Source organism: Nocardia bovistercoris (genome assembly GCF_015674855.1).
Taxonomy (GTDB): Bacteria; Actinomycetota; Actinomycetes; order Mycobacteriales; family Mycobacteriaceae; genus Nocardia; species Nocardia bovistercoris.
This window is the reverse complement of the sequence record NZ_JADMLG010000002.1, coordinates 495,694-511,683: the sequence shown is the minus strand read 5'-3', so window position 1 is coordinate 511,683 and position 15,990 is coordinate 495,694. Positions and strand designations below refer to the sequence as shown.

At 69.3% G+C, this 15,990-nt stretch carries 15 protein-coding genes; 5 read left to right on the top strand and 10 right to left on the bottom strand.

From position 1 onward, the window contains the following. The first annotated feature begins 311 nt into the window (after window positions 1-311). Window positions 312-1,739, top strand: a complete 1,428-nt coding sequence (locus IT779_RS06340) for an acyl-CoA synthetase (protein WP_196148207.1) — start codon at window positions 312-314, stop codon at window positions 1,737-1,739. A gap of 23 nt (window positions 1,740-1,762) precedes the next feature. Here the strand turns inward: IT779_RS06340 and dapD are convergent, their stop codons facing one another. Then, on the bottom strand, window positions 1,763-2,710 hold the full coding sequence (dapD, locus tag IT779_RS06335; RefSeq protein WP_196148206.1) for a 2,3,4,5-tetrahydropyridine-2,6-dicarboxylate N-succinyltransferase: 948 nt from the start codon (window positions 2,708-2,710) through the stop codon (window positions 1,763-1,765). 111 nt (window positions 2,711-2,821) lie between these two features. On the opposite strand from dapD, the gene dapE reads away from it, so the two are divergent. From dapE to IT779_RS06315, 4 genes are all read left to right on the top strand, one after another. Next, window positions 2,822-3,922 (top strand): succinyl-diaminopimelate desuccinylase, encoded by a 1,101-nt coding sequence (gene dapE, locus IT779_RS06330; RefSeq protein WP_196148205.1) that lies wholly within the window; start codon window positions 2,822-2,824, stop codon window positions 3,920-3,922. A 94-nt stretch (window positions 3,923-4,016) separates the two neighbouring features. Continuing rightward, on the top strand, window positions 4,017-4,826 hold the full coding sequence (locus tag IT779_RS06325; RefSeq protein WP_196148204.1) for an LOG family protein: 810 nt from the start codon (window positions 4,017-4,019) through the stop codon (window positions 4,824-4,826). Then, complete coding sequence (locus IT779_RS06320; RefSeq protein WP_408637729.1) at window positions 4,823-5,389, top strand: LOG family protein; 567 nt, start codon at window positions 4,823-4,825, stop codon at window positions 5,387-5,389. Before IT779_RS06325 ends, IT779_RS06320 begins: the two co-directional genes overlap by 4 nt. Continuing rightward, window positions 5,386-7,155 carry a long-chain-acyl-CoA synthetase gene (locus IT779_RS06315; RefSeq protein ID WP_196148202.1) on the top strand — a complete coding sequence of 590 codons (1,770 nt, stop codon included), beginning with the start codon at window positions 5,386-5,388 and terminating at the stop codon, window positions 7,153-7,155. Before IT779_RS06320 ends, IT779_RS06315 begins: the two co-directional genes overlap by 4 nt. Before the next feature lie 157 nt (window positions 7,156-7,312). Here the strand turns inward: IT779_RS06315 and IT779_RS06310 are convergent, their stop codons facing one another. The 9 genes from IT779_RS06310 to sigE form a co-directional block, all read right to left on the bottom strand. Next, complete coding sequence (locus IT779_RS06310) at window positions 7,313-8,248, bottom strand: glucosyl-3-phosphoglycerate synthase (protein WP_196148201.1); 936 nt, start codon at window positions 8,246-8,248, stop codon at window positions 7,313-7,315. Beyond that, a complete protein-coding gene (folP, locus tag IT779_RS06305; protein WP_196148200.1) occupies window positions 8,245-9,129 on the bottom strand; it encodes a dihydropteroate synthase in 885 nt (294 codons plus the stop codon). The genes IT779_RS06310 and folP overlap by 4 nt, the downstream gene beginning before the upstream one ends. Before the next feature lie 183 nt (window positions 9,130-9,312). Then, window positions 9,313-10,491 carry an XdhC family protein gene (locus IT779_RS06300; protein WP_408637735.1) on the bottom strand — a complete coding sequence of 393 codons (1,179 nt, stop codon included), beginning with the start codon at window positions 10,489-10,491 and terminating at the stop codon, window positions 9,313-9,315. Between the two features lie 277 nt (window positions 10,492-10,768). Next, on the bottom strand, window positions 10,769-11,017 hold the full coding sequence (locus IT779_RS06295) for a hypothetical protein (protein WP_196148199.1): 249 nt from the start codon (window positions 11,015-11,017) through the stop codon (window positions 10,769-10,771). 275 nt (window positions 11,018-11,292) lie between these two features. Further along, window positions 11,293-12,153 (bottom strand): hypothetical protein, encoded by an 861-nt coding sequence (locus IT779_RS06290; protein ID WP_196148198.1) that lies wholly within the window; start codon window positions 12,151-12,153, stop codon window positions 11,293-11,295. A gap of 159 nt (window positions 12,154-12,312) precedes the next feature. Beyond that, on the bottom strand, window positions 12,313-12,729 hold the full coding sequence (gene tatB / locus IT779_RS06285; protein WP_196148197.1) for a Sec-independent protein translocase protein TatB: 417 nt from the start codon (window positions 12,727-12,729) through the stop codon (window positions 12,313-12,315). A 181-nt stretch (window positions 12,730-12,910) separates the two neighbouring features. Further along, window positions 12,911-14,488: a S1C family serine protease gene (locus tag IT779_RS06280; RefSeq protein WP_408637728.1), complete on the bottom strand. Its 1,578-nt coding sequence runs from the start codon at window positions 14,486-14,488 to the stop codon at window positions 12,911-12,913. A gap of 10 nt (window positions 14,489-14,498) precedes the next feature. Continuing rightward, complete coding sequence (locus tag IT779_RS06275; protein ID WP_196148196.1) at window positions 14,499-14,888, bottom strand: hypothetical protein; 390 nt, start codon at window positions 14,886-14,888, stop codon at window positions 14,499-14,501. A 74-nt stretch (window positions 14,889-14,962) separates the two neighbouring features. After that, complete coding sequence (gene sigE / locus IT779_RS06270; protein ID WP_196148543.1) at window positions 14,963-15,589, bottom strand: RNA polymerase sigma factor SigE; 627 nt, start codon at window positions 15,587-15,589, stop codon at window positions 14,963-14,965. Window positions 15,590-15,990 lie beyond the last annotated feature (401 nt).

Here is a 15,990-nt window from a genome sequence, read left to right as displayed (position 1 = left end):
CTGCGCCGGTTCGGTTGAGGGACGCGACTGCGGCCCGGTCGGCGAGCGCGAAACGGATTCGGTTCGCGGCGTGATATCGCCCCTGCCGGCTGGTCGGCAGCGGCGTGTGTTCGGTTGGTGGGGTGTGACTTCGGTTCGACCGGCCAGCGCGACCTCGGTCCGACCGATTAGCGCAAACTCGGTTCGGTGGCGCGGTACGGGTTCGGTCAATGGGCCTGCATCTCGGTTCGATGGATGGGCGACGAGCCGAACGGGCGGTGCGTGGGCGACCCGTGAACGGGGTGCGTGGCGCGGGGAAGTAGCGTGGGCGAATGCCGTACGGTCCGTCGCCGCTGCTGCGATCCCTCAATCCGCTCGCCGTCGCCGCGGGGGACGACCTGCCCGATGCCGTCACCGTCGAGGGGGTCGCGCTTTCGCGCGGTGATCTGCTCGGCGCGGCCACCTCGGTCGCCGAACGCGTCGCGCGCGCGGAGCGGGTCGCGGTGCTCGCCGCGCCGACCGTTTCCACGGTGCTCGCGGTGGTGGGGTGTCTGATCGCGGGGGTGACAGTGGTTCCGGTGCCGCCGGATTCGGGCGCCGCCGAACTCGAGCACATCCTCGCCGACTCCGGTGCGCAAGCCTGGCTCGGGCCCGCGCCCGACGGTGCGGCGCTGCCGGTGGTCCCGGTGCGCAAGCACGCGCGGTCCTGGCACACCTATCCCGAACCGGACGCCGCCGCACCGGCTTTCGTGCTCTACACCTCCGGCACCACCGGCCCGCCCAAAGGGGTCGTGCTGTCGCGCGGCGCCATCGCGGCGGGCTTGGACGCGCTCGCCGACGCGTGGTCATGGACCGCGAAAGATACTCTGGTGCACGGACTTCCGCTGTTCCACGTGCACGGGCTGATCCTCGGCCTGCTCGGTCCGCTGCGGGTGGGCAGCAGGCTCGTGCACACCGGCAAACCCACGCCGCGTGCCTACGCGCAAGCCGAGGGCACGCTGTATTTCGGGGTGCCGACGGTGTGGTCACGCGTGGTGGAGGATCCGGAGTCCGCGCGTGCGCTGTCGAAGGCGCGGCTACTGGTGTCGGGCAGTGCGCCGCTGCCGGTTCCGGTCTTCGAGAAACTGCGCGAACTCACCGGGCAGGCTCCGGTCGAGCGCTACGGCATGAGCGAGACCATGATCACGCTGTCCACCCGCGCCGACGGCGAACGCAGGCCCGGCTGGGTCGGCACGCCGGTGCGGGGCGTGCGCACTCGGTTGCGCGACGAATCCGGCGAACCGGTGCCGCACGACGGTGAGAGCATCGGCGGGCTCCAGGTCACCGGGCCCATGGTGTTCGACGGCTACTTGAATCGGCCCGAGGCGACCGCCGCGAGCTGGACCGAGGACGGCTGGTTCCGCACCGGCGACGTGGCCGCGATCGACGCCGCCGGATTCCACCGGATCGTCGGGCGCGAATCGGTCGACCTGATCAAATCCGGCGGTTACCGCGTCGGCGCGGGCGAGGTCGAGACGGCGCTGCTCGGCCACCCCGGGGTCGCCGAAGTCGCCGTGGTCGGACTGCCCGACGACGACCTCGGTCAGCGCATCGTCGCTTTCGTCGTGGCACGCGGCGAGGTGTCCGAAGGGTTCGGCGCCGAACTCATCGACCACGTGGCGCGGCAACTCTCGGTGCACAAGCGGCCGCGCGAGGTCCGCGTGGTCCCCGCGCTGCCGCGCAACGCCATGGGCAAGGTGCAGAAGAAACTGCTCGGCTGAGCGGAATCGCTTCTTCGGCGGTATCAGTCGTTGGCGTGCAACGCGGCGTTGAGTTCGATGCCGGTGCCCTTGCGCGCGACGACCTCGACCGCACCCGTCGTGGAATTGCGGCGGAACAGCAGGTTGTCCTGGCCCGCGAGTTCGGCCGCCTTGACCACCGTGCCGTCGGGGGTGCGCACCTTGGTGCCCGCGGTGACGTAGAGACCGGCCTCGACCACGCAGTCGTCGCCCAGTGGAATGCCGATGCCTGCGTTCGCGCCGACCAACGAGCGCTCGCCGATGGAGATCACGGTGGTGCCGCCGCCGGACAGCGTGCCCATGGTCGAGGAGCCGCCGCCGATATCGGATCCGTCGCCGACCACGACGCCTGCCGAGATGCGGCCTTCGATCATGGAGTTGCCGAGGGTGCCCGCGTTGAAGTTCACGAATCCCTCGTGCATGACGGTGGTGCCGGAGGCCAGGTGCGCGCCGAGCCGGACCCGGTCGGCGTCGCCGATGCGCACGCCGGTGGGGACCACGTAGTCGACCATGCGGGGGAACTTGTCGATGCTGTAGACGGTGACCGGCCCGCGCGCCCGCAGCTTCGCGCGGGTCTGCTCGAAACCTTCGACCGCGGCCGGGCCGTGATTGGTCCACACCACATTGCTGAGCAGCCCGAACTGTCCGTCGAGGCTGACCTCGTGCGGGCGGACCAGCCGGTGCGAGAGCAGATGCAGGCGCAGGTACACGTCGTGCGCGTCGACCGGGGCCTTCGACAGGTCGGCGATCTCGGTGCGCACCGCGATCACCTCGACGCCGCGCGCCGCGTCGGGGCCGACCAGCGCCGCGAACTCCTCGGGGATCTCGCCGAGTCGCTCGGTGCCGGTGGTGTCGAATTCCCCCAGCACCGGATTCGGGTACCAGGTGTCGAGGACGGTGCCGTCCGCGGTGACGTTGGCGATACCGACTGCTGCTGCTCCCTTGATGCTCACGTCGACAGAGGTTACCGACCCGGCGCCGCGTGTGGTGCGGCCACCTCGCGGCTAACGCGTCACAGTACGGCGCATGCCGCGATGCCGACCGCGCCTCCGTAGGGTGACAGGGTGAGCATCGACCTGCGCGAGGACCCCATCGCCCTGACCGCCGCACTGGTGGACATTCCGAGCGTCTCGCTCGACGAGGCGGCCGTCACCGATGTCGTGGAAGCGGCGCTGCGCACCCAGACCACCGGTTTCGAGGTGGTCAGGGACGGCAATGTGGTGCTGGCGCGCACCGACCGCGGCCTGCCGACCCGCGTGATCCTCGCCGGTCACCTCGACACCGTGCCGATCGCCGACAATGTGCCGAGCCGCATGGCGGTCGCCGCCGACGGCGCCGAGGTGATGTACGGCTGCGGCACGGTCGACATGAAATCCGGCGACGCGGTCTTCCTGCACCTGGCGGCCACCGTCGCCGAGCCCGTGTGCGATCTCACGCTGATCTTCTACGACGGCGAGGAGATCGCCGCGAAGTACAACGGACTCGGCCGGATCGAACGGGAACGCCCGGAATGGCTCGCCGGTGACGTGGCGATCTTGGGTGAGCCGTCGGGCGGCTGGATCGAGGCGGGCTGCCAGGGCACGCTGCGCGTGCGATTGACCACGAAGGGCGTCAGGGCGCATTCGGCCCGGTCGTGGCTGGGCGACAACGCCGTTCACCGCTTGGCGCCGGTGCTGGCGCGGCTGTCGGAGTACCGGGCGCGCGAGGTCGACATCGACGGCTGCGGCTACCGCGAGGGCCTGTCGGCGGTGCGGGTGTCCGGCGGTGTCGCGGGAAACGTGATCCCCGACGCGGCAGAGGTGGATGTGAATTTCCGTTTCGCCCCCGACCGTTCGGTGGATCAGGCCGTCGACCACGTTCGCTCGGTATTCGCCGGACTCGATGTGGACTTCGAGATCACCGATTCCGCGCCGGGCGCGCTGCCCGGCCTGACCGCGCCCGCCGCCGCGGATCTCGTGGCCTCGGTGCGCGCCAACGGCGGCGGCGGTGTGCGGGCGAAATACGGCTGGACCGACGTGTCGCGCTTCGCCGCGCGCGGCATACCGGCGGTGAACCTCGGCCCCGGCGATCCGAATCTCGCCCACAAGCGCGACGAGCACGTACCGACGGCCCAGATCACCGCGGTCACCGCGATGTTGCGGTCGTATCTGACCGGGGGCCGCTGAAACCGTTCCAGCGCCCGCCGTGTTGCCGCGAATACGCCCGGCGTTGGCCCCTCGGACGGTCCCCGGCAATGGAGCTCCCGGTAGCGTGGAGATCATGTCTACCGACGCCGCCGACCCCGAGGTTGCCAGCTCGCGGAAGTCGACTCCCAAATATCGCGGACCGATCATGTTCCGCCGCGACCGCAAGGACGGACTGGGCACCGCCGACCAGAATCTGCTCGACCGGCACGAGCCGAGCGACTGGGTGCACACCGATCCCTGGCGGGTGCTGCGCATCCAGGCCGAGTTCGTCGAGGGCTTCGGCGCGCTGGCCGAGGTGCCGCGCGCGGTGGCGGTCTTCGGTTCCGCGCGCACACCGGTCGAACATCCGGAGTACGAGGCGGGTCGCGCCATCGGCGCGGCGCTGGCGCGATCCGGATTCGCGGTGATCACCGGCGGCGGTCCCGGCGCGATGGAGGCGGTCAACCGCGGGGCGTCCGAGGCGGGCGGCTATTCGATCGGACTCGGCATCGAATTGCCGTTCGAGCAGAGCCTCAACGACTGGGTCGACCTCGGCATCAATTTCAGGTACTTCTTCGCGCGCAAGACCATGTTCGTGAAGTATTCGCAGGCATTCGTCTGTCTCCCCGGCGGATTCGGCACCCTCGACGAACTGTTCGAAGCGCTCACCCTGGTGCAGACCCGCAAGATCACCCGCTTCCCGATCATCCTGTTCGGCACGAGATATTGGGCCGGACTTGTGGATTGGCTGCGCGACTCGCTCGGCGCCTCGGGCAAGATCTCGCCGGGAGACCTGAATCTGCTGCACGTCACCGACAGTGTCGAGGAGATCGTCGAGATCGTCACGGCCGCGGTCGAATCCGGCGGCGCGCGCGACGCGCTCGGCACGGAGGACCAGTGGTGAGGGGATTCGCCCTCTGCGTGTACTGCTCGGCGAGCACCGCCGAGCAGGCGCATATCGCGCTCGCGGCCCGCACCGGCACCGAAATCGCCAGGCGCGGTTGGAGTCTGGTGTCCGGCGGCGGTCACGTGTCGATGATGGGCGCGGTCGCCACCGCGGCGCGGGCGGGCGGCGCGCGCACCGTCGGTGTTATCCCGAAACACCTGGTGCACAGGGAAGAAGCCGACGTGCACTCCGACGAGTTGATCGTCACCGACACGATGCGCCAGCGCAAACAGATCATGGAGGATCGCGCCGACGCCTTCCTGACCCTGCCCGGCGGCATCGGCACGCTCGAGGAGTTCTTCGAGACCTGGACCGGCGGCTATCTCGGTCAACACGACAAACCGGTGGTGCTGCTGGATCAGGACGGTTTCTACACCGGTCTGCTGGAGTGGGTCGACGAATTGTCGCGGCGCGGGTTCGTGTCGCGGCACGCGCGCGAACGCATCACCGTGGTCACCGATCTGGCCTCGGCCTTCACGACTCTGGCCGCCGCCGCGGGCGTGGAGAATCGAGCGCGGTGAGTTCCGAGAAAGCCGACACCGTCGGCCTGTTCGATATCGTGAAGGCGCTGCCAGGTATGGCGCTCGACGCGCCGGTGATGCTGCGCAACGCGCTCGGAATGCTGATCGGCTCCGGTGACCGCGCCTCGATCGGACTCTTCTTCCAGCGCAACGCCCACCGACATCCGCACCGACTGTTCCTGCGTTTCGAAGGCAGCACCTACACCTACGCGCGGGCCAATGCCGAGGTGAACCGGTTCGCGCACGTGCTTGCCGAGCGCGGGGTTCGGCGTGGCGACGTGGTCGGCGTGCTGGCCGCCAACCGTCCCGAAACCCTCTGGGCGACTTTGGCGATCGTGAAACTGGGCGCGACGGTGGGGCTCGTCAACCACAATCAGCGCGATCAGGTGCTCGCGCACAGTTTCGGGTTGTTGGACAGCGTGCTCAACGTGGTCGGCGAGGAATGCGAGGACGCACTGCGGTCGCTGCCGCGACCGCTGTCCGATGTCCTCTACACCGACGAGTTGGTCGCCGCGGCCGCCGACGCCGACGACACCGATCCGCCGGTCTGCGCCGAGATCACAGCGGGCGAACGCGCTTTCCTGATCTTCACCTCGGGCACCACCGGCATGCCGAAGGCCAGCGTCATGACCCACCAGCGCTGGGCCAAGAGCATGTCCGGGCTCGGCGGACTCGGAATTCGCCTGCGCGGCAACGACACCATGTATTGCTGCCTGCCGCTGTACCACAACAACGCGCTCACGGTCGCGCTGTCCGCGGTGCTCGCGAGCGGCGCGACCTACGCCCTCGGACGCAAGTTCTCCGCCTCGGGATTCTGGGACGAGATCGTCCGCGAACGCGCCACCGCCTTCATCTACATCGGCGAACTGTGCCGCTACCTGCTGAACCAGCCGCCGAAGCCGACCGATCGCGCGCATCGGGTCCGGTTGGCGGTCGGCAACGGGCTGCGCCCGGAACTGTGGGACGAGTTCACCGAACGCTTCGGCATCGGCCGGGTCGTCGAGTTCTACGGCGCCAGCGAAGCGCCCGTCGCCTTCGTCAACGCGTTCGGACTCGACCGCACCGCCGGATTCGGCCCGCTGCCCTACGCGATAGTCGAGTACGACGACGAAACCGGCCGCGCCGCACGCGATTCGAACGGCCGGGTGCGGCGCGTCCGGCCCGGTGGCGTCGGACTGCTGCTCGCGAAGGTCACCGGCCGTCAACCCTTCGACGGCTACACCGACGCCGAGGCCACCGAATCCAAACTGGTGCGCGACGCGTTCCGCGCGGGCGACACCTGGTTCGACACCGGCGATCTGGTCCGCGACCAAGGCTGGTGGCATATCGCCTTCGTCGACCGGCTCGGCGACACCTTCCGCTGGAAGGGCGAGAACGTCGCGACCACCGAAGTCGAGGGCGCGCTCACCGGCGACCGGGCCATCGAGCACGCCGTCGTGTTCGGCGTCGAAATCCCCGGCGCCGATGGCAAAGCGGGCATGGCAGCGGTGACCCTGCGTGACGGTGTCGAATTCGACGGCAAGGCGCTCGCGGGCGCCGCCTACGACCGGCTGCCCTCGTATGCCGTACCGCTGTTCGTCCGGGTGGTCGACGCACTCGAACAGACCTCGACCTTCAAGAGCCGCAAGGTCGAACTGCGCAAGCAGGGATACGAAACCGACGACACGAGCACCCTTTACGTGCTGAAAGGTCGCGCCGAAGGCTATGTACCTGCCTACGACGGCTATCCCGCCGACGTGGCGGCCGCACGCCTGCCGAAGGGCTGAGGATCGCGCGGCGTCGCGATGGGCTGATGCTCGATTGCCGGGCCGACGCCTGCTCGAAGCGGGGCCGCCGATGGGCAACCGGTCGTGGTCACGAGCGCTCGAGGTCGACGGACGCGTGCGGCTTCGGGCACGTCGTCGCGTCGACCCGCTCGTGCGTTCAGGCGGCTACGCGGGTCGGGCGCAGGGTGTTCATCGGTGGGCGGTCGGAGAGCGACACTTCGGTGCTGTGCGCGGTGAACGCGTCGCCGATCAGGGGGAACTGGGTCAGTGCCGCGCCCGAGTCATGGACGCCGCTGCGGCCGAGTACCGTGCCGAGGATCTGGCGGCTCATGACGCCCAAGTCGGCCAGCGGGCGGTTGCGGTGGGTGCGCACTCCGAGGTTCACCTGGCCGATGGCGTCGAGGCCGAGACGGTCGTAGGTGTCGAGCAGCAGGCCGATCTCGACGCCGTAGCCGGGGGCGAACGGCACCGACGTCAGCAGTTCTCTCGTGCCCGCGTATTCGCCGCCGAGCGGTTGCAGGACGTGACACAGCTCCGGGCGCAGCGCGGCGAGCAGCGGGCGCGCGACCAGTTCGGTGACCCGGCCGCCGCCGTGCGCGTCCACCGAATCGCCCTGGCGCAGCGGACGCCGGTAGTACGCCTTCACCAGGTGCATGTTCTCGACCGTCAGCAGCGGGCCGAGCAGTTTCGGCACGAAGGCCGGATCGGGATCGATGAGATCGGAATCGACGAAGGCGATCAGGTCGCCGCTGGTCACCGCCAGCGAACGCCACAGCACCTCGCCCTTGCCCGGCGCGGGCTCGAGTTCGGGCACGGCCTGTTCGCGGCTGAAGACCTCGGCGCCCGCCGCGGCGGCGCGTTCGGCGGTGGCGTCGGTGGAACCGGAGTCGAGCACGACCAGTTCGTCCACCAGTGTGCCGAGCAGCGGCCGGATGCTGGCCACCACATCGCCGACGGTGCGTTCCTCGTCGAGCGCGGGCAGCACCACCGAGACGGTGCGCCCGTTCTTGGCGGCGACGAGTTCGTCCACCGTCCAATCGGGATTGTCGAAGGTATTCGTGGTCGCCCACGCGGGTTCGCGGTGGATGCTCATACCAGACCTCGCAGAGTTCGTGCGGGGGGCCGGATGCCCTGGATCGCGGCGATCATGTCCACCACCCGCCGGGTCGCGGCGACTTCGTGAACTCGGAAAACACGGGCTCCCGCCGCGGCCGACCACGCTGTCGCCGCCAACGTGCCCTCCAACCGTTCGGACAGATCGACACCTAAAGTCTCCCCGATGAAATCCTTGTTGCTCAGTGCCATCAGCACCGGCCATCCGGTATTTACAAGAACGTCGACTCCGCGCAACAGGGCGAGTCCGTGGTAGGTGTTCTTGCCGAAGTCGTGCGTCGGGTCGATCAGGATCGAATCGGCGCGCACACCCGCCGCCCGCGCCCGCTCGGCGGCGCGCACCACCGTCTCGGTCACCTCCGCCACCACATCGGCGTAGCGGACCCGATGCGGGCGCGTGCGCGGTATCGCGCCACCGGTGTGACTGCACACGATCCCCGCGCCGAGTTCCGCGGCCACCGGGACCAGCTCGGGATCCGCGCCCGCCCACGTGTCGTTGATCAGGTCGGCGCCCGCCGCGACCGCGGCCCGCGCCACCTCGGACCGCCACGTATCGATGCTGATCAGCAGGTCCGGATACTTCTCCCGAATGGCCGCGACGAACGGCAGCACCCGCCGCGACTCCTCGGCGGCGTCGACGTGATCGCCCGGCCCGGCCTTGACCCCGCCGATGTCGACCAGATCCGTGCCCTCGTCCACCGCCCGCGCCACCGCGTCCATCGCCGCCGAATCGCCGAAGGTCGCGCCGCGGTCGTAGAAGGAGTCGGGCGTGCGGTTCACGATCGCCATCACCAGTGCCCGGTCCGTCGCCACCGGTTTGCCGCACAACGTGGGAAGGGGCACGGCGGTGGAGCTGAACATGTGCACGACTGTACCGACACGCACGCCAACCGGATTCGGGTGCGCATCGAACCGCCCGCCGTCGCCTCTCCGCGACCCGCGATCTCAGCGGTGCGTCGGGCACTCGACCGCGGGTCGGGTCTTCGATGGCGGATCGTCCGCTCCGGCGATAGATCAGGCGCCGTCCGTGGACGGTCAGGCCTCTCAGCGGTGGATCGGGCCTTCGAGGTGTTCGAGCGGACGGCCCGAACCTCCGTCGCGGACCGCGAGGATGTGCGCCGCGATGGATATCGCGGTCTCCTCGGGGGTGCGTGCGTTGAGGTCGAGGCCGAGTGGGCTGCGGAGGCGGCGCAGTGCGTCTTCCCCGACACCGGCGGCGCGTAGGAGCGCGAGGCGTGCGGCGTGGGTGCGGCGGGAGCCGATGGCGCCGACGAAGGTCAGGTCGCGAGGCAGTGCGGCCGCGAGCATCGGCACGTCGAACTTGTCGTCGTGTGACATCACGCACACCACGGTCCGCGAATCCAGCCTGCCTTCGGCCAGCTCGGCTTCGAAATAGCGGTGCGGCCAGTCCACGACCACCTGGTGAGCGGCGGGGAAGCGGGCTCGAGTCGCGAAGGTCGCGCGGGCATCGACCACCGTGACCCGGTAGCCGAGGTCGCCGCCCGTCCGGCTCAGCGCGCGGACGAAGTCGTTGGCGCCGGTGAGGATCATCCTCGGCGGTGTGGCGAAGGAGTGCACGAACGTCAGCGGACGCGGTCGCTCGGCCTGCTCGCCGAAAGGTCCATTGCTGATCAGTCCGCCGCCGAAGAGGCGATCGACCGGTTCATCGGTGCCGGGTTCACCGGCCGGGACCCCGCCGAAGGGCCCGCTGCCGACAGGATCAGCCGCGAGTCCACCTCCGACCAGTCCGCTGCGCCCGGCGCGCAGCAGGGCGCGGGCGTCGCGGTCGACGCCGTGCCACGGCACGTCCTCGCCGGGGCGCAGCAGCGTCCAGTCGGGGCGTTCGGTCAGTGTGGTCGCGAGGGCGATGGGGTGTCCCGATGCGACGGTGTCGCGCAACTCGTGGAGCAGGGGTAGGTGTGCGCGGTCGACGCGTTCTACGAAGACCGTCATCTCGCCGCCGCAGGGGAGGCCGATCGCGAATTCGTCCTCGCCCGTGTCATCGAATCGGTCGAGGGTGGCGCCTGCTTCCGCGAGTGCGGTGCGCGCCGATTCGATGACCGCCGCCTCGACGCATCCGCCCGACAGTGATCCGAGGACGGTCCCGGAGTTCGTCACGATCATGGCGGCGCCGGGCAGGCGCGGTCCGGCGCCGGTCGTTTCGACCACTCGGGCCAGAGCGACCGGTTCGTTCGTGATCAAAGTCATGAGCTGATCGAGCAGCTCGCGCACCACACCGCTCCTCGTTCGACCGCGTCCCCACGCACGGGATCGGCGGCACATCCGGTATCGCCGACACCTCGAGCGTAGCTAGCAGGGCGACATTCGGCGTGGCGTCTGATTCGCGAGTGCCGGACAAGTCACGGCGCCCCGTACGGCCCGAAGTCGCGGTGCCCGCGAAATCGCGGTGCCCTGGCCGCGAGGCCACGGAAGGCTGCGGCTACTCAGCGGACCATGACGACCCACCGGCATCGTGACGACCCGGAATATCGCGATGAGCTCAGGAAATAGCGGGGCGGGATATGCCTGCTCCGGGCCGCGTAACCGGCCGCGGCCCGCGTAGCGAGGCGGACGTACGGCCGACGGCGCGATCGGTGATCGTGTCGAGATCCTCCTCGCTGGCCAGTCTGGCCTGGATATCGGCCACGGTCAGGTGGTGATTCGCCCCGGAGCGGCGCAGGAAGCCCGCGACGACGACCGCGACGCCCGCGATGAAGAGGACAACACCGATGACGACGACGAGGTTCACAACGGCCTCCCGAGAGGGTTGTCGGACAGTGCGGCAGCGGTCCGATCCGCCGCGCGCACACTTGCTCACGCCAATAGTTATCAACTAGCAATCTATACGCAGTCGCAAACAGGCGGCGCGGCGGGAGGTAGTGAACTGCACCACATCGAGGTTTCGGTACATCCGTAGCGGGGTGAACTCGGTGTATCGGGAGAGCTGGCTACCCTCTCGCATAGCGCGGAGCGAGAGGGCTATCGCCTTGGCGCGCGGCGGGATTCGGCACCCGACCGACCGGTTCAGCGTCGGGTGCGCGGCGCCGCCGAGCGCGTATCGCTCGAATCGTGGCGGTATACCGGGGTCAACAGGTCCGCGTCGACGGGCTCGCCGGTGGCGCGGTCGTAGCGGACCGCGATGAGCACCGAGAACAGGTGGTTGGCCGCGCGTTCGTGCAGCGTGGCCAACCGGGTCGCGAGCAGTCGGATGGCCCCGAGCGAACCCGGCGGGTGCAGTCCGTCGATGAGCAGACAGGTGCCGCGCCCGTCGGGGCGCGGCAGCCGGGCCAGGTAGGCGATGTCGTGCGGTTCGGGGCCGCCGGGCCGGTAGACGCGCCGGGCCGCCCTGTCCTCGATCCCGCGCCGCGCGTCGCCCGCCCTGGTCACCGCGCGCCGCAGCCGAGGATCGGCGGCGATGAGCTGGCGCAGGCTCGGCGACAGTTCCGGCCCGCCGACGGCGATGAGGCCGTCGCGGTTCAGGTCGATGGGCCGCCCTGGCAGGAAGGTTTCCACGGTCGCGGTGAAGCCGAGCTCGCGCAGCAGCTCGACCAGCCGGGTGCCCGCGTTCGGGTCGGGTGCGCCGAGTATGCGCCCGGCGCGGATCTCCGGTACCAGCACCGTCAGGGTGCCGTGCCCGAAGAACAGCCCTTCGGGTGCCGGGCCCTGGGTGCTCACCTGATGGATGCGCGCGCGGGAGAGCCCCGCGGCGGCGCCGATTCTGGCGAAGGTCCAGCCCTCGGCGTGTAGTTCCCTGATGACCGCCCTGCGGATCCGGGTTAGTTCATTGATCGTCTGTTGCGCCGCCGCCACCCCGTCGGTGGCCGCTTTGAGTCTTTCGACTTTGTCCTCGATCGCGAAGACTCGCGCCACGTCATCGGCCGACATGTGCGAAGTCTAGACAGCTGGACACCGTCAGGGGTCTAGCCTACTTGACACCGTGAACTTTTCGACAGCCCAGTCTGTTTCGGCTGTCCGCGCTTCTCAGTGGTGTTTTCCGGGCTCGATTCGGCCGTCTCGCACCCGGTCGGAAAGGCCGGGACCGCCTCAGGTTGCGTCGGTATCGATCGGCGGGCGCTCGTTGCGTTCCAGCGGCTTCTCGAGCTTCGGCATCGGATAGTCCGGCATGCCGCTCGCCGTGCCGAACAGGTCCTCCTTGGCCGGCAGCGCCTTGTCGAGCTCGCGGAACACCGAATCGTCACCGTTGAGCAGATGTTTGGTGAGCACCGTGCGCGGCGACATGGTGCGCAGCTCGTTGAGGTCGGCCAGAGGCTTGCGCAGCTCCTCGAATTCGGGGCCGAGATCCTGCTTCAACTGCGCCGTTGCCCCGCTCGCGTAGTCGCGCACCTGACGCAGACTGCGCGTGGTCCAGCGCACGGCTCCCGGCAGCCGCTCCGGGCCGAGAATGACGAGGGCGGCCACGAGCAAGATCATCATCTCGCTCCAACCGACATTGCTGAACACCAGACCAGGCTACCGCAGCCGAGCCGGGACTTCTCGGCCTCCGCTTTCGGTGACAGCCGGTGAGCACGCCGCCGACCACCGGGAAAGCCACGCCGACGCGCGGGTCGAGTTCCGCACCCGCGCGGGCGCTTCCGGTCCGCCGACAATTCGCGGTCGGATCGCTGCTGGATTGCCGATGGGCTCAGTCGGATTCGAAGGTCACCGGGATGTCGACGCGGCGGCCGTCCCGGATCACCTGCACCGTCACCGACTTGCCGATGTCCTGCAACTGCTCGGCGACGGTGAACTCCTCCGAACTGGTCACCGGGCGATCCCCGATCTGGACGATGATGTCGCCTTCGACGATGCCCGCCCGCGCCGCGGGTCCACCGTCGCGCACATCGGCCACCACCGCGCCGCTCATGACCTCGTTCGCGACGGTCTTGGTGCGCACGCTCAGACCTATGGTCGGATGGTGCATCTGGCCGTCGCGGATCAATGTCTGCGCGACCTCGGTCATCACGTCGACCGGGATGGCGAAGCCGAGACCCACCGAACCGCCGGTCTCGCTGCGGATCGCGGTGTTGATGCCGATGACCCGGCCTTCCATATCCACCAGCGCGCCACCGGAATTACCCGGATTGATGGAGGCGTCGGTCTGCACCGCGTCGATCACCGCGTTGGTGTCGCTGCCCTCGCCCTGCAACTTCACCGGGCGGTGCAGCGCGCTGACGATGCCGGAGGTGACGGTCTTGCTCAGTCCGAGCGGTGAGCCGATGGCGAGCACGTCGTCGCCGACCTGGACGTCGGCGGACTTGCCCAACTTCGCGACCGTGAGGTTCTTCACATCGACCTTGAGCACCGCGAGATCGGTCTTCGGGTCGCGGCCCACGATATTGGCGGGCACGCGGGAGCCGTCGGAGAAGGTCACCTGGATCGCGGCCTTGCCGCTCTTGTCCTGCGCGGCCATCGAGACCACGTGATTGTTGGTCACCACGTAGCCCGTGCCGTCGATGACGACGCCGGAACCGGTCGCGCCGCTCTCGCCGACTGTGACCCGGATCGAAACCACCGACGGCAGTACGGCATTGGCGACCTGTGAGATCAGCCCGTGCGGGCGCTCGGTGTCGCCGGACTGCTGCAAGGTGACCTTGCGTGAGGTGAGCGTGGTCGTCGCCTCCGCGGTGAGCCTGCCGACCAGACCGCCGATCAGGCCGATGGCCAACGCCACCGCGGCCAGCACGGCCAGCGCCTTGGGCGCCACCCGCGTACCGAAGAGCACTTCGCGCGCGGTGAGCTTGCGCGACTGCGGCAGCGGTTGCGCGACCGGCGTCGCCACCGCGGGCGCGCCGAGCCGCGCGGCGGAATTCGGATCGCGCCACGGATCGGGCGGACCCGCGATCGCGGCGGCGGCATCCTCGGCGTCGGGATCGCGCTGGAGCAGTTCGGTGGAACCGGCGGGACGGCCGAACGCCTCGGCGAGCACCGCGTCCGGCGGGCGCTGCTGCGACTCCGGGCCGAGCGGTGCGATGCCGGAACCGGCGCGCGAGGCGGGGCGCGCGTCGAAGGAACCGGTCTGGCCCGCGGGACGGCCGAAGGCGGTGGCGGTATGCGGATCGACCTCGGGGCGATAGACCGGGCGCGGCCCGAGTACGGGCGCGTCCGACGGTCTCAGATTTCCCCCGTTGGCCGCCGAATCGGGGGTGTCGCCCGCTGCGGGCATATCGGACACGGCGGGCGCGTCAGACACAGGTCCGGTGTTCGGTGATTCGGTGGTCACGCGCTGAACTCTACTTGCGCCACCACATGGTCCACCGGGTCGCGGTGAACGAATCGGTCAGAAATCCGAGAACGGCCTCGTTGCGTGGGTTCGCGTGCGGGGCGCGCCCGGGCAACTCGGTGCCCGCGCCGGGCAACTCGGCCAGCGGGATGCGGGTGAGGCTGTCGTGCAGGCCGGTGGGAATCGACACCTGACCGGACTGGCGCAACGCGATACGCGCCTGCTGCTGCGCGTCGACCTCCGCCGCGCATTCGGGGCAGAGGGAAAGATGTTGGGCGGCACGAAGGTAGGCGTTCATCCGCAGCTCCCCGTCCACATACGCGGCGACGGCCTCACTGGCCAGATGCTCGGTGGGACGGAACCGCGGCGAACGACCGGACGTGCTGGACTCGCCACTCATGCGGTGCTCACCCTTCCGACGACCGACATCATCCACCCGAACGGGCGCCGCCGACCGCCACGGGGACGGTGGTATCACCCGAAATTCGCGTCAGCGGCGAACCGCTGCTGTGATCCATTATGCGCAAGGTAGTCGCGCAGTGCCTGACGCCCACGATGGATGCGACTGCGCACGGTGCCGAGTTTGACCCCGAGCGTCGCGCCGATCTCCTCGTAGGACAGGCCCTCGATGTCACACAGTACGACGGCGGCGCGGAATTCCGGCGCCAACGAGTCGAGTGCGGATTGCAGGTCGGGATCGAGGCGGGCGTCGTGGTAGGCGTCCTCGGGCGTTGGGCCGTCGGCAGGCACCCGCTCGTAGTCCTCCGGCAGCGCCTCCATCCTGATCCGGTTGCGCCTGCGCACCATGTCGAGGAACAGGTTGGTGGTGATGCGGTGCAGCCAGCCCTCGAAGGTGCCCGGCTGGTAGTTCGACAGCGAGCGGAAGACGCGGATGAAGGTCTCCTGGGTGAGATCCTCGGCGTCCTGCGCGTCACCGGAGAGGCGGTAGGCGAGTCGGTACACGCGGTCGGCGTGCTCGCGCACCAACTCGTCCCAGGACGGCATGGCGGTGCGGTCGCCGGTCGCGTCGAAGGCGGCGGTGCCGGTCAGTTCCTCGGAATCGGTGGGGGCGGAGTCGGTGGGGGTGGACTCGGCGGAGATGAGGTCGCCGTCTTCGAAGGCGGGGACGCGCTCGGGCAGCGTGGCGTATTCGGTGGACTCGGCGGGCCGGGATTCCGGCACGGCACCGGTTTCCCCCTCCGCGGCCTGCCCCGGTAATGTCGCAAAGGAACCTTTGACCATGTGGATGGGGCTACCTCCTACTCGGGACCGTAAACAGCTCGGAACGGTCACGGCGGTCCGGGTCTCGGGCCGCCACGTACGGATACAACCGACAACATGTATGTCGTTGTTCCCCGGTCCCGCGTATCACGGTCGTATGGTCCTGCGTGTCCATACTCTTTCTTGTCCCGATATGCCAGGGGTGTGGAGACCCTGAGGGACACCTGAGAAATTGCGCGAGCCCCCGTTGTGCGACGCCACAGTCCACTGTCTCGGTCGGT